This is a genomic window from Acinetobacter chengduensis (assembly GCF_003664645.1).
GTDB lineage: Bacteria > Pseudomonadota > Gammaproteobacteria > Pseudomonadales > Moraxellaceae > Acinetobacter > Acinetobacter chengduensis.
In genome coordinates, this window is the sequence record NZ_RCHC01000011.1 from 64403 (window position 1) to 79613 (window position 15211).

Genomic DNA, 15211 nt, shown 5'->3' on the forward strand with positions numbered 1-15211 from the left:
TTTATACACAGTCATTTTTATCCAAGGCAAACATTGCACTCGGATCGATTAATCTTTGCCATAACTTACAAACGACCTCTCGGGTATCGTGCCAATCCGTCGCATTTACTTGCATTGATTGATTTGCAAGGGCTAAACGGTGGCTCTCGGCGCGTTCGCGAAGATAAGCTTGAATCAATGCTGTCGCATCGTCGCTGGATAAGCGACTTGCTTTTGCGGCGTCTTCAAGGATTCGTACATTGTCGGAGTAGTGGGCGAGATCAGAATTCGTCCCACTCCATGCTAATACCACATACTGTGCCATAAATTCGATATCAACGATACCTCCTGCGTCTTGTTTTAAATGAAAAATCCCATCTTTTTGCTGTTCTTTAGAAGAACCTAAATGGTCTTTCATTTTTTGACGCATTTTTAAAACCTCAGCACGTACATTTTGCTCATCACGCGGTAAGGTTAAAATTTGACGGCGTAATTGCTCAAATTTCTGACGCAATGAATGTTCACCAGCAATTGAACGGGCACGCACCAGTGCTTGATGCTCCCACACCCATGCGCTCTTAAATTGATATTGCTCAAAAGCTTTTAAGCTCGTAACCAACAAACCTGCTTCACCTGAAGGTCTTAAACGGGTATCAATTTCATAGACTCGGCCATCTAAAGTTTGTGTGGTCATTAAAGACATAAACTTCTGTGCCACACGCATTGCAAATTCAAAACCACTAATCGGTTTCAAACCATCGGTATCTGCTTGTTCGTCCATATAATGAATAAATACCAAGTCGAGGTCTGAGCCATAACCCAGTTCAATCCCACCCAGCTTGCCATAACCTGCAACTGCAAAAGCAATATGATCTAAACCACAGCGTTGACCATCAGCATCCACAGGATAACCATGTTTTTTAGCTACAATTTGGTAAGCCAAATTTAATGTTGCTTCGACTGACACTTCAGCAATATCGGTTAAAGCATCAGATACTTTCATTAATGGACTTTCTGCCAATACATCACTGGCCGCCACAGTTAATACATTGGATTTTTTAAATAAGCGCAGTACGCGCATTAAGTCTTCAACATCATCCAGCTCTATACGTAGGAGTTGCTGACGTAGGGAGTCTTCCAAATCTTTACGTTTAGGAAGCTCAAAATCCATAGATAAAAACTCATCCAACAACACAGGATAATGCGTTAATTCCTCACAAATCCATGGACTGACGGTGGCCATTTTCACCAGTCGTTGTAATGCACCTTTGCTCTCAATTAACATCACCAAATACACCGTACGGCGCATGACTGATTCAACCAAAGGCATTAAACGCTGCAAAGCCACTTGTGGACTGTCTGACTGAATAACCGCCTCAACCAAATGTGGCCAAAACATTTTTAAACGCTGTACCGCTTTAGCAGGTAATTTTTTTAAGGCATGGCCATGCCAAAACTCATGCACTAAATTTTTAGCATTATCATCCAGCACATCATTGAGTTGCTTTTCCAATTGACTAAAACTTTCAACTAATGGATCGGGTTCTTTTTCTTTAATCAAATGCTCAAATTGATAAATTACCCGTGCTCGTTTGCTGTTTAGTACCTGCAAAAATCCACCCCAAGTTGCATAACCTAAGGTATCTAAAATACGCTGACGTGGCTCATCTTCATGCGGTAAGGACTGCGTTTGCTGATCATTCAAGGCCTGAATCGCATGTTCGATTCTACGTAAAAATAAGTAAGCATCTTCTAATTCTTGCACCGCTGTCATATCGAGTAAGCCCACTTCACCCAAATGATGCAAACTCACCAAACATTGTCGGTCTTGGAGTTCTAATTTTGAACCACCGTAAATAAGCTGAAAGACTTGTACAATAAATTCAACTTCACGGATACCACCTGCGCCGAGCTTTATATCGTCTTCAATATTACGGCGGAGTACTTCCCGCTCAATCATGCCCTTCATTTCACGCATGGCTTCAAATGCAGTGTAGTCAACGTATTTACGGAACACGAAAGGTCGAGTCATGTCGAGTAATTCATTACCTTCTTGACCGCCTGTCACGATGCGTGCTTTGATCCATGCATAGCGCTCCCACTCCCGTCCATGCTGGCTTAAATATTTTTCTAATGCCACATGACTAATGGCTAACGCGGAACCATCACCCCATGGACGCAAACGCATGTCTACTCGAAAAACGAAACCATCTGCGGTAATTTGATCCAGCAGATAAATCAGTTTTTGTCCCCACAAAATACAAAATTGCTGTACATCAATACATTTACGGCCATTGGTTTCACCTTGCTCATCAAAGGCAAAAATTAGGTCAATATCACTGGACAAATTTAGTTCTTGTGCACCCAGTTTTCCCATCGCAATCACGATCAAATCTTGAACTTTGCCGTTATATCCTATTGGCTCACCATGTTTAGCCACCAAAGGTGCATAAGCAAATTTTTTCGCCATACAGATGGCAATATCGGCAAAGTCTGAAAGCTCTCGGGTAAGGGTAATTACATTCGTGAGCTGGTTAGCATCTTGCCAAATCCACCGAAACATTAAACGCGCACGTAAAATACGCATTTCACGCATCCAAACCTGCTCATCTTGAATTTCGCATAGCGCGACTTCAACAAATTCTTGTATTTTTTCGGTGCTTAAAGGTAATAAAAATTGGTCAATTGCATAATCTTGTTCTATTAAATTGCGATGGATTCCCAACACTTGCTCTGCATATTGGCTAGCACGCAAGGTCTTCTGCAATTGTTCCACATTCATTTGTTAACCCATAAGCCTGTTTTTTTCTAGTTATATCAGTTGCACAAGGCAAATGGGGAAAAATTTAGCGTTCATCACATCAAGTTATAGTTTCGCTTCAGCCTTCACTTTAGGTAAGGTCTCTACCTTTAGTACTTGATGTGAACTGGTGGCTTTAGGCAAATCCACCACGAATAGCGTTCCCTCACCTTCTTTAGAATGTACGCTAATCGAACCGTGGTTTAAATCCACAAACCGTTTACATAAGACCAATCCTAAGCCCGTGCCTTGCTCTCCAGCAGTACCTTTAATACTGACTTTAATTTGTTGCTCAAATATATTCGCGACTTGGTTTTGATTCATGCCCAAGCCTGTATCTTGAACGCTAAAGCGAATAAACTCATCGCGCTCTTCTGCACGCAGAATCACTTTGCCTTCACCATCCGTATTAGTGAATTTCAATGCATTTGACACCAAGTTCTGAACAACCGACGTAATCATATTAATGTCGGCATTCACCTTTAGCCCTGTCGGAATTTCATTTAAAAGTTGAATATTCTTTTTAACTGCCAAGCTATTGAGCACACTACATACAATTTTAGCGGACTGATTCAAATCAAAATTAATTGGGTGATATTCAAAGCGACCACCTTCGGCCATGGCCCAATTCAGCAAACTTTCTAGTAAGTTATAGGTCGATTGAGCTGTATCACACAAATAATCCGCAATATTTTGAATACTTGATTCATCTAAGCTGTCACGCTCTTGTGCCAAGACTTCAGAAAAGCCCAGTAATCCATGAAAAGGTGCACGTAAGTCATGTGCAATAATTTGAAAAAATTTGGTTTTGCTAAAATTTAATGCTGATTGTTGTTCGTACATTTCTTTTAATTCAGCATTTTCAACTCTGAGCTTTAAGACACTCAGTAAGCTTTGCACAAATTCAGACACGATTTCTAATTGCTTAGCTGTGTATTCATCAGCTCGATCATCAAACAATAGTACCGTACCAATACTTTGTTGCTCATCTCTTAAATGAAATGCCACCAGTCGCTGATGCTCAACGCCTAAGCCATGTACATAGCCAGAAAAAGCCGAATAGTCTTTATGTTGGTGATTAATAATAGTGTTATCACCTTCAAAAAATCGCTCTAATTGTTCATTGGCATCTGCTAAGAAGGCTTTTACCCCCTCGTCAGAACCGTACCAAATATAAGGCTCATTTTTAAATGCCAAAATGGCACTTTCCATGCCTAAAATGCTACGAGCAAACTTGAGGAAATCCGCAATTTTATTATCGTCAGTATAGACACCCATCAACAAAGAAAGCCGACATGCACCCAGCTGTTCCGTCTGTGCGCCTATTTCTAATAAATTTATCGCCATAGACATCCTCTCTTGAATTGACTAAATTTGCAAAACCGAGCATTACACTCTACTTAATTAGCAAGATTAAGCACACATAGCAACAACAAAAAGCAACATTGCGACCAAAGGAGTTTGCTTTGGTGAAAACTTCAAACTACTCAACGATCATAATTCAAATACATATCTGAATTTTCTAGAAAAAATTTTCAATGTTTTTCTAATAATTCATCATAACAAAAAGCCGAAACATGCCCAAATGAATTAATCTTTTAAGCATGCTCACTTACATTTTTTACAGATGGATTACATTTAGTTTTTATGTTTTGTTATTTACATCACAGTTTCATACTTCAGCAAATACTTTACATTTCGCATAATTAGCGCAACTTACCCACTGATCATAAAATTAGGCACTCAATTACTGACAATTCTTGAAGATTTTCAACCTGCCCACTGTCTAATTTCATTGAAATTCTATTTAGCTTCAAACAGTAAGCGACGAATTAAGCCGAGATCTTCATCAATAAAGCTCTATGCAGTTTATGCACAGAGATTAAAACCGACTGTTAATATTGCGCAAGTAAAATTGAGGTATCACATCTTTTGTATTTTTAAGCTCTTTACATAGATGACCACTTTATATTTAAAGCCTTATATTTTTTGAATTGAGCAACACTTTTAAACATAAGCTTGTTGACCGAAGTTTTTCTTGCTTTCGTCACTCGGGTCAATAGCCATTCTATATAAATAATGGTATACCTAAATTTAAGCGTTATTGTCCCAAACCCGCCTCAAATCTTGCCTTTTATTGGATTGTTTAATTCAATTTCAATTTCTCACAAAATAGTTGTGCGAAAAGTAGACACTTTTCTGTATTATTTTTCAGCGAAATGACGTCATCACGGTATCTAGCGTTGACTGAAATGCGATGAGCACCGATACTTTCATAGTTTTATTTAAGCAAATCGGTTCGAAGGGGCTAAGTCATAAGCTCGGCCCTCAAAACACTATCTCAAGCAAGGGGCTATATATGGCTGGTGGAAAGTCAACTATCATTTACACACTGACCGACGAGGCGCCATTATTGGCGACATACTCACTGCTACCGATCATTGAGACCTTTACTAAGCCTGCCGGCGTTGAAATCGTTAAACGCGATATCTCTGTAGCATCACGTGTGCTCGCAGAATTTTCTGACTTCTTAAGCGAAGAGCAAAAGGTTCCAAACAACCTAGCAGAGCTTGGCCGTCTTACTCAAGATCCAGACACAAACATCATCAAGTTACCGAACATCAGTGCGTCTGTAGGCCAATTGACAGCTTGTATCAAAGAGCTTCAATCTAAAGGCTACGCTATTCCGAACTACCCGGAAAACCCAACGACTGAAGAAGAGAAAGAAATTAAAGCGCGTTACAGCAAATGTTTAGGTTCTGCTGTTAACCCTGTACTACGTGAAGGTAACTCTGACCGTCGTGCACCTACTGCTGTTAAAAACTATGCGAAAAAACACCCGCACTCTATGAGCGAGTGGAAGCAATGGTCTCAAACTCACGTGTCTCACATGGATGAAGGCGACTTCTACCACGGTGAAAAATCTATGACACTTGACCGTGCACGCAATGTAAAAATGGAGCTAATCACTAAGACTGGCGAAACGATCGTTTTGAAGCAAAAAGTTGCACTTCAAGACGGCGAAATCATCGACTCTATGTTCATGAGTAAGAAAGCGCTTTGCGATTTCTATGAAAAAGAACTCGAAGATTGTCGCGAAGCTGGCATCTTGTTCTCATTGCACGTGAAAGCGACAATGATGAAAGTGTCACACCCAATCGTATTTGGTCACTGTGTTAAGATTTACTACAAAGAAGCTTTCGAAAAGCACGGCAAATTGTTTGATGAGTTAGGTATTAACATCAACAATGGTATGGCTGGTCTTTACGAAAAAATCGAAACTCTTCCGACTTCTTTACGTGAAGAAATCATCGAAGACTTACATGCTTGTCAAGAACACCGTCCTGCACTTGCAATGGTTGATTCTGCTAAAGGCATCACAAACTTCCATTCACCTAACGACGTAATTGTAGATGCTTCTATGCCTGCAATGATCCGTGGTGGCGGTAAAATGTGGGGCGCTGATGGCAAACCTTACGACTGTAAAGCTGTAATGCCTGAATCTACATTCGCACGTATTTACCAAGAAATGATCAATTTCTGTAAATGGAATGGTAACTTCGATCCACGTACTATGGGTACTGTACCTAACGTTGGTTTGATGGCGCAAAAAGCTGAAGAATACGGTTCACACGATAAAACGTTTGAAATCGCTCAAGCTGGCGTTGCAAACATTGTTGATATCGAAACTGGCGAAGTGTTGATGTCTCAAAACGTTGAAGAAGGCGATATCTGGCGTATGTGTCAGGTGAAAGACGCTCCGATTCAAGATTGGGTTAAACTTGCTGTAACACGTGCTCGTAACTCTGGTATGCCAGCGATCTTCTGGTTAGACCCGTACCGTCCACACGAAAACGAAGTGATCAAAAAAGTTGAAAAATACTTGAAAGATCACGACACAGACGGTCTAGACATCCAAATCATGTCTCAAGTACGTGCTATGCGTTACACACTTGAACGTGTTGCTCGTGGCCTAGATACAATTTCTGTAACTGGTAACATCTTACGTGACTACCTCACTGACTTGTTCCCTATTATGGAATTGGGTACATCTGCGAAGATGTTATCTATCGTTCCGTTAATGGCGGGTGGCGGTATGTACGAAACTGGTGCGGGTGGTTCTGCACCTAAACACGTACAACAGCTTGTTGAAGAAAACCACTTACGTTGGGATTCTTTAGGTGAGTTCTTGGCATTGGCTGTTTCTTTAGAAGAAATGGGCATTAAAGAAGACAACGCTCAAGCAAAACTTCTTGCGAAGACTTTAGACCAAGCAACTGGCAAACTTCTAGACAACGACAAGTCTCCATCACGTCGTACTGGTGAGCTTGACAACCGTGGTAGCCATTTCTACCTTGCTAAATTCTGGGCTGAAGCACTTGCTGCTCAGGACGAAGATGCTGCACTTAAAGCAAAATTTGCTCCACTTGCACAAGCACTTGCTGAAAATGAAGACAAGATTGTTGCTGAGCTTGCAGAAGTTCAAGGCAAATCTGTTGATATCGGCGGTTACTACGCAATTGATACAGCAAAAGTAAATGACGTAATGCGTCCAAGTTCAACTTTAAACGCTGCACTTGCTGCTGCTCAATAAGTTGATGCTGAACTAACTCAAGTTAGTGACGTAAAAAAACCAGCGCGAAAGCGCTGGTTTTTTTATTGGGCTGTAGACTGAAATCTCATCCCAGATATTTCCAAACTACTAGCACACCAAGTACAAGAAAAATAAATTATCTATAACTCTCAGAACTGTAGGCCATGTAGCCAAGCCAGCATCCTAATCGCTATGGCATACCAGCAACGTAGCAAAAAATTTTAAGAGCATGATCCTTCGGATGAATAACCGGCCTTTTAGGATTTTTAATTAAAAGATCGCAGCTATACTTTTTTAATTTCTATCACAGACAATAAAAAACCCCAAGACTTTAAGTCTTAGGGTTTTTTGAATCTTGGTCCCGGGGGTCGGACTCGAACCGACACATCATCTCTGATAGTGGATTTTGAATCCACCGCGTCTACCAATTTCACCACCTCGGGAATGAAGGCTATAATACCTTGTTTTCAAACACTGTCAACACTGCAAAGCCCTATTTGATTATTTTTAAATCAAGTCAGAATTTTTCGTCTTAAAATTAAGCAAAATCAGCGCTAAAAATCAAAAAAGCATATAATAGACGGCATTCAATCCCCTACTGTTTTAAGCACACACCATGCAACTTTCAGATTTCAGCTTTGATCTCCCAGATGAGCTTATCGCTCGCTACCCACTCGAAAACCGTACAGCTTCACGCCTTTTACACCTCGATACAACAGGTGAATATCATGACCATTGCTTTACCGACATTCTAGACCTACTCAATGAAGGCGACTTGTTGGTTTTAAATGACACTAAAGTAATGAAAGCACGTTTAAAAGGTAAACGTGCAACAGGTGGTGCAGTTGAAGTATTGGTCGAGCGTATTTTAGATCCGCAAACCGCTCACTGTCATATTAAAGCCAGCAACACACCTAAAGAAGGTGCTGAGCTTTTTATTGGCTCTGATGAAGTCAAAGTGACCGTAAAAGGCCGCCATGAAAATCTATTCGTGGTTGAATTTTCACAGCCTATTTTACAGGTATTAGATTTATACGGTGCTTTACCTATTCCGCCTTACTTTAACCGTGAAGCTGAAGCCATTGATACCGAACGTTACCAAACCGTATTTAATGACCCAACTAAACTTGCTTCTGTAGCGGCGCCAACAGCAAGCTTACACTTTGATGAAGCGCTATTAGCCAAACTCAAAGCCAAAGGTGTGCAAACCACATTTGTGACCTTGCACGTCGGTGCAGGTACATTCTTACCAGTACGTACAACAGATATTGAAAATCATATTATGCACAGCGAATGGTGTGAAGTATCTGATGAATCAATGGCATTAATACGTGAAACTAAAGCGCGCGGTAACAAAGTGATTGCTGTAGGTACAACCGCAACTCGCGCAACAGAAAGTGCAGCTCAAGCCAATGGTGGCGAGCTCAAAGGCTGGACGGGTGATACGCAAATCTTTATCTATCCGGGCTACGAGTTCAAAGTCGTTGACCGACTCATTACTAACTTCCATTTGCCAGAATCTACCCTACTCATGTTGGTCTCTGCATTGTCTAACCGCGACAATATTTTAAATGCTTACAACCATGCAGTAGCAAGCAAATATCGTTTCTTTAGCTATGGCGATGCCATGCTGATTGATAACTTAAACGTTAAATAAAAGACTTACCTATGCCGATCGAATCCGTTAAACATTCTTTTCATATTCGTCGCAAAAAAAACGACGTGGTTTTTCGGAATATTGCTCGGCTTTGGGAATTGGGGCGTAGCGCACATAGCCATCAAGCTCTCCTCGATGGCTTGCATCCATGGAACGCCCCGATTCAGCTTAAGTTTGAAAATGTATTGGCTTGGTTTCAAGGTTGTATAGGGATATTATTCTTATGGCCTATCTGGTTTACGCCTTCAAATATTTGGGCGCAACTGAGTTTTCTTGTAGGCTTGGTTATTATTGGATGGGCCTATTTAAGCTATGAGCAAGATGACCCGATTGAAGAAGTGATTAGATTCTTAGAACAACAAAGCATCACCAAAAAATATCAACTGCAATTTGGACGCCAGCCTCAACATATCTCCATTCCCATGAATCCGACTCATTTCATGGTGCATTTAAAAAATCTGTTTCCAGTTTTTAAACAAGGTTCTATTTCTAACGATATTAGCAATTATGCCAGTGCCGTTTGGGAAGATGAAGATGGTCAACAGCATCAAGTTTTGGTATTTCAGTACCATTATGTCAATGAAATTCGAGTGCGTGACAAAAATGGCGATGAACGTCAACTCAGAGAAATTCACAAAGATCTGTGGGGTGTATTTGTTTTTGACACCAGCACACAAGGGCTTGCAATAAGTACATCCAATAAAAAATTCTACTATCCATATAGTTACCCTTGGCACAGTAGTGATATCCAAATCAATCAACGGCTTAAATTTTATGGCAGTGATGAAATGGAAATGGCTAAATTAATGACCCCAGCATTTGTACTGCGCTTGGCTGATTTTTTTAGAAACCGCGAAGGCGATTTGCTTTTTCATCCTGAAAGTAAGGTGCTGTGTTACCTTGGTCCGCATGATTTATTTAAAATTAGTAGTAAAACAAATGTGATTCAGGACATTTCAGCATTGCGTGGACACCTAAGAACATTTAAATTAAGAGAATTAGAAAACTTACAACGTGATTTATTACTTTTTTTAAAGTAAAGGACTTATGGGGGCTTAAGTCGATGGGTTTACTCATTTTTCTGCTTTTAATCGTGGCTGTGGTGATTGCCTGTATTGCAATTCGCAATAACATTGTGCGTCATCACAATGCAACGGTGCGTGCTTGGGCAGATGTAGCAACCTATGAACGCCAAAAAATTAAAATTTTAGATGGTTTACAAACCTTAGTTGAGCAATACTCAAGCTTTGAGAAAGGCACTTTAGAAAAAGTCACGGAACTAAGACAAAATATTCTGAATCTGAATTTTAAAAATACGGATGTTTCACAGTTACAGCGTATTGAGTCTTTAAACAAAGAGTTAATGCACAGCTTAAATGTTGTGGTCGAGAACTACCCAGAATTAAAAGCCAATGAAATTTATCTTAAAATGATGAATGAAATTGAAGAACAAAACGAAAATGTAGGGGCTGCGATTAGTATTTTTAACCGCAATGTCGAATTGTTTAATAATCACATTCAGATTTTTCCAAACAACATTGTCAATACCATGACATTGAGTAAGAAAGCAATTCGTCCTTTTCGCGATGCTCAAGCAACTCAAAGCTTCGACTACAAACCTAATTTCTAAAATAAAACGGTATTCCTTGGAATACCCCTTAAAAAAAGAACATACAGCTCATGATAGAACATATTGATATTTTAAAAACGGCACTCATTCAAGAGTTTTATCAACTCTATGATTATTATTATGAAGATGAAATTTACGCCTGTACTTTGGTGTTTAACAAATATTTATCAATCGACTATTTAGCCGTATCCACTAAACGAAGTATCTTTTCTGAACAAGAAGATAGTAAGCAGTATTTATCGCCGAATGATCAATGGAATGTGCCGAAGTGGCGTTATCGCTCTAGCCCAGCTGTAGACTCTGGCCTGACCCGCTTTAAGTTTATTTTGGCGGATTATTTCAACTCGCAACATAGTTTTGGTAATCCCCTTTTGGATAATCCACAACCTGATGCGAGTAATAACCTCGATATTCTACTCAATGCGTTTAAACAGGCCAAAGAAGCCTTAGTCGATTCTTATGGCTTAGACATCGATCAAATTTTATTTTTTATTAGCATTCCGACGCAACCCGAAATTGAATTGCAATCGGCACGCTATCTCAATCCAGAAAACCGCTTATTGCTGAATTTTCTTAAAATCAAAGAACCAAAAAAGAAAGCCGACCAACCTAATAGTAAGCGTTTTAAACTCACCCAAGCTGATAAAGATATGCTGATTGATATTGCGCAATTGGTTGAAGTTGAACCTTATGACTATTTACAAGTGGCGCAAGCTGCTTACATGCTCACGCTCGAACCGCATTTTGTTGATACCAATATTTATATACAAAAGCTGGTGCAAACCATTGCAGCGATGCCATCTGGCGAACGTGGTAGCTGTGAAATGCCCAAAAAAGAAATTTTGGCACGACTAAGCCAGTTCTATCATCTATCAAACTTTGCTCAACATCCAGCAGATTCACTCTAAGAAAATTACATCGACTACACGATGCAAAGCTGGTGTTTAGGTGCAGAATCAAGGAAAATAGCGCGTTTTAGTATTAACAATCAGCGAACTGTTTTTTCGCCTTGATTTGGAACACCTATGAAGTTTGAAAAATTAGCGCAGTCGGGCCGTGCCCGTCGTGGTCGCTTAACCTTAGAACATGGCGTCGTTGAAACGCCAATGTTCATGCCTGTTGGTACTTACGGTACAGTAAAAGGCGTATTACCGCGTGATATTAAAGAAATTAAGTCACAGGTCATTTTGGGGAATACTTTCCACTTATACCTACGCCCTGGCTTAGAAGTTATTAAGCAACACGGTGGCTTACATCAGTTTATGAAATGGGATAAACCTATTTTAACTGACTCAGGTGGTTTCCAAGTATTTAGCCTTGGCGCAATGCGTAAGATTAAAGAAGATGGTGTAACCTTCCGTTCTCCAATTGACGGTTCAAAAGTATTTTTATCACCAGAAATCTCGATGGACATTCAACATACGTTGAACTCTGACATTGTGATGATTTTTGATGAATGCACGCCATATCCTGCAACACATGAAGAAGCGCAAAAATCTTTGCAACTTTCACTTCGTTGGGCAAAACGATGTAAAACACAACATCATGAAGTTCTCAAAAACCGTAATGCCCTGTTTGGTATTATCCAAGGTGGTATGTACGAAGACCTACGTGATGAATCTTTAAAAGGTTTACTCGAAGTTGACTTTGACGGCTATGCTATTGGTGGTCTTTCAGTAGGTGAGCCTAAAGAAGAAATGATCAAAGTATTGGATTATCTTCCTGAAAAAATGCCCGCAGATAAACCACGTTACTTGATGGGTGTTGGTAAGCCTGAAGATATTGTGGAAGCTGTACGCCGTGGTGTAGACATGTTCGACTGCGTAATGCCAACTCGAAATGCACGTAATGGTCATTACTTTGTGACGGATGGTTTGGTGCGTATTCGTAACAGCCAATATCGCCATGACCAAGGCCCACTTGATCCACATTGCGATTGCTACACTTGTACCAACTTCACTCGCTCGTATTTATTCCATTTAGAGAAATGTGGCGAAATGTTGGGTTCAATGCTCGGTACGATTCATAACTTACGCTATTACCTGCGTTTAACTGAAATGATGCGCGACGCACTCGACAACGGTACATTTGATGAATTTGTGCAAGACTTTTATGCCCGCCGTGGTCTAGAAGTTCCGCCTTGTCCTGAAGATTAATCCTTCAGCATTTGCGCTAATGAAAAAGACAAGGTAAATTGCAGAACAAGCCAATTTATTGTCATGTAATTGATATACAATTTTATTCGTTTTAGGAAATACAAATGAGCCTTTTTATTTCTACAGCTCACGCAGCTGGTGAAGCAGCACAACAACCAAGCATGATGGCAAACTTGCTCATGATCGCTGTGTTTGTTGCTATTTTTTACTTCTTGATCTGGCGTCCTCAGTCTAAACGTGCGAAAGAGCACCGCTCACTGGTTGAAAGCTTAGGTGTAGGTAGTGAAGTTGTTTTTGCTGGTGGCCTTATGGGCAAAATCGTTAAAATTGAAGGTGATTTTGCAGTGGTTGAATTGAGCCGCGGTGTCGAAGTGAAAATCCAACGTGCAAGCGTGATTTCAGTTCTACCTGAAGGCACTTTAAACAACCTTTAATCAAAAAACAGTCGTGCATTTGCACGACTTTTTTCATTTTAAGAAGAAAACAGATGCGTTACCCAGCATGGAAATATCTGCTGATCATCGTTGTTCTCGTGATCAGTACATTATATGCCCTGCCAAGTTTGTATCCAGATGAACCTGCTGTTCAAATTTCGGGTGCCAAAGCCGGTACTCAAATTGATCAGAGCATCGTGCAAAAAGCAGAGCAAATATTAAAAAGTGACAATATTGCATCGCATGACAATAGTTTCACCAACAATGCTGCACTTTTACGTGTAGATTCAAGTGAAGCACAATTAAAAGCAAAAGAAGCTCTACGCCGTGGTTTAGGTGATGACTATGTTGTCGCACTTAACTTGGCACCAACAACACCAGAATGGCTCCAAAAAATTGGTGCTAAGCCAATGAAATTGGGTCTGGACTTACGTGGTGGTGTTCACTTCCTGCTTGAAGTTGATATGGATAAAGCCATTTCTCAGCGTATGGAAACATCAGCTGCAGATTTGCGCCGTCAATTGCGTGACAGCAAATTAAAATTCAATAGCCTCACACTCAACAACAACTCGATTACTTTGCAATTTGCAAATAACGATGACCGTTCAGCTGTGATGGATTTTCTACGTCGTAACGGTAACGAATATACGCAACAAGCGATTGCCACTGATAATGGCTCAACTTTGCGTTTAACCTATACCGACGTTCGTAAGCAAGAAATTCAATCTTATGCAGTAAACCAAAACTTAACCACACTTCGTAATCGTATTAACGAGTTAGGTGTGGCAGAAGCATTGGTACAAACACAAGGTAGCAACCGTATTGTGGTTGAGTTACCTGGTGTACAAGATACTGCAGAAGCTAAACGTGTTTTAGGTCGTACTGCAAACCTCGAATTCCGTTTAGTATCTGATCAAAATGATCAATACATTGATCCGTATACAGGTCAGGCAAAAGGCTCAGTTCCTCCAGGCACAGAAGCATTCGCTTATGAGTCTTTAGATAGTGGTCGTCAATTACTGCTTAACCGCAACCGTATTCTTACTGGTGAACGCGTACAAAATGCTTCTTCAGGCTTTAGCCAAGACACTGGCGGTGCTGAAGTAAACATTACCTTGGACACTGCGGGCGGTAAGCTCATGTCTGAGGCTACACGTGCTGCTGTTGGTAAACGTATGGCGGTATTGTTCATTGAGAACAAACAGAAAATTAGCTATGTAACAGACCCAGCTACAGGTGCTCAAACAGAAGTTCGCACACCGTATACTGAATCTGTTGTCATTAATGCAGCAACCATTCAAGCTGTATTAGGCTCACAATTCCGTATTACTGGTTTAGCGTCACCACAAGAAGCGGCTGAATTGGCATTAATGCTCCGTGCAGGTGCTTTGGCTGCGCCAATGTACTTTGTCGAAGAACGTGTCATCGGGCCTAGTCTTGGTCAAGAAAACATTGATAAAGGCGTACTGTCTACACAAATCGGCTTCTTGCTGGTTGCCATTTGGATGGTGGTATTCTTCCGTCTATTTGGTTTAATTGCTAACTTTGCCTTGGTGGTAAACTTGGCAATGATCTTGACAGTGATGTCATGGATTGGCGCTTCCCTCACCCTGCCAGGTATTGCAGGTATTGTCATTACCATTGGTATGGCCGTCGACGCCAACGTGTTGATCTGTGAGCGAATACGAGAGGAAATGAAATGGGGTGCATCGCCTAAGCAAGCTATTATAGCTGGCTATGATCGGGCTTATAACACCATTTTCGACTCCAACCTCACTACATTCTTGGTTGCATTTATTCTTTTTGCCATTGGTACAGGCCCAATCAAAGGCTTTGCCGTAACACTTATGATTGGTATTGTTTGCTCAATGTTTACTGCAATTACAGTAACACGCGCAATCGTACAGCTCATTTATGGCAAAAAACGTAACTTAAGCAAGCTGAGCATTTAGGAGATCAAT

The 15211-nt window shown here is 40.6% G+C and carries 10 protein-coding genes and 1 tRNA gene; 8 read left to right on the forward strand and 3 right to left on the reverse strand.

The features are described 5' to 3' along the window. Nucleotide 1: 1 nt before the first annotated feature. Nucleotides 2–2761, reverse strand: a complete 2760-nt coding sequence (gene glnE, locus D9K81_RS11065) for a bifunctional [glutamate--ammonia ligase]-adenylyl-L-tyrosine phosphorylase/[glutamate--ammonia-ligase] adenylyltransferase (protein ID WP_120375373.1) — start codon at nucleotides 2759–2761, stop codon at nucleotides 2–4. A gap of 84 nt (nucleotides 2762–2845) precedes the next feature. Then, complete coding sequence (locus D9K81_RS11070) at nucleotides 2846–4126, reverse strand: sensor histidine kinase (RefSeq protein ID WP_120375374.1); 1281 nt, start codon at nucleotides 4124–4126, stop codon at nucleotides 2846–2848. A 1012-nt stretch (nucleotides 4127–5138) separates the two neighbouring features. Between D9K81_RS11070 and D9K81_RS11075 the strand changes: the two genes are divergently transcribed. Then, nucleotides 5139–7373 carry an NADP-dependent isocitrate dehydrogenase gene (locus tag D9K81_RS11075; RefSeq protein ID WP_120375375.1) on the forward strand — a complete coding sequence of 745 codons (2235 nt, stop codon included), beginning with the start codon at nucleotides 5139–5141 and terminating at the stop codon, nucleotides 7371–7373. A 356-nt stretch (nucleotides 7374–7729) separates the two neighbouring features. Here the strand turns inward: D9K81_RS11075 and D9K81_RS11080 are convergent. Continuing rightward, a tRNA-Leu gene (locus D9K81_RS11080) sits at nucleotides 7730–7816 on the reverse strand. 173 nt (nucleotides 7817–7989) lie between these two features. On the opposite strand from D9K81_RS11080, the gene queA reads away from it, so the two are divergent. The 7 genes from queA (at nucleotide 7990) to secD (ending at nucleotide 15202) form a co-directional block, all read left to right on the forward strand. Then, complete coding sequence (gene queA, locus D9K81_RS11085; protein ID WP_120375376.1) at nucleotides 7990–9030, forward strand: tRNA preQ1(34) S-adenosylmethionine ribosyltransferase-isomerase QueA; 1041 nt, start codon at nucleotides 7990–7992, stop codon at nucleotides 9028–9030. Nucleotides 9031–9041: 11 nt separating this feature from the next. Beyond that, a complete protein-coding gene (locus tag D9K81_RS11090) occupies nucleotides 9042–10070 on the forward strand; it encodes a hypothetical protein (RefSeq protein ID WP_120375377.1) in 1029 nt (342 codons plus the stop codon). A 23-nt stretch (nucleotides 10071–10093) separates the two neighbouring features. Beyond that, nucleotides 10094–10660, forward strand: a complete 567-nt coding sequence (locus D9K81_RS11095; protein ID WP_120375378.1) for a LemA family protein — start codon at nucleotides 10094–10096, stop codon at nucleotides 10658–10660. A gap of 50 nt (nucleotides 10661–10710) precedes the next feature. After that, nucleotides 10711–11568 (forward strand): DUF4303 domain-containing protein, encoded by an 858-nt coding sequence (locus D9K81_RS11100; RefSeq protein WP_120375379.1) that lies wholly within the window; start codon nucleotides 10711–10713, stop codon nucleotides 11566–11568. 117 nt (nucleotides 11569–11685) lie between these two features. Beyond that, the gene (tgt, locus tag D9K81_RS11105; protein WP_120364014.1) at nucleotides 11686–12816 is read left to right on the forward strand and encodes a tRNA guanosine(34) transglycosylase Tgt; all 1131 of its coding nucleotides are present in this window, start codon (nucleotides 11686–11688) and stop codon (nucleotides 12814–12816) included. Between the two features lie 104 nt (nucleotides 12817–12920). After that, nucleotides 12921–13250, forward strand: a complete 330-nt coding sequence (yajC, locus tag D9K81_RS11110; protein ID WP_120364013.1) for a preprotein translocase subunit YajC — start codon at nucleotides 12921–12923, stop codon at nucleotides 13248–13250. Between the two features lie 53 nt (nucleotides 13251–13303). Continuing rightward, nucleotides 13304–15202, forward strand: coding sequence for a protein translocase subunit SecD (gene secD, locus D9K81_RS11115; RefSeq protein ID WP_120375380.1), 1899 nt, complete (start codon nucleotides 13304–13306; stop codon nucleotides 15200–15202). Nucleotides 15203–15211 lie beyond the last annotated feature (9 nt).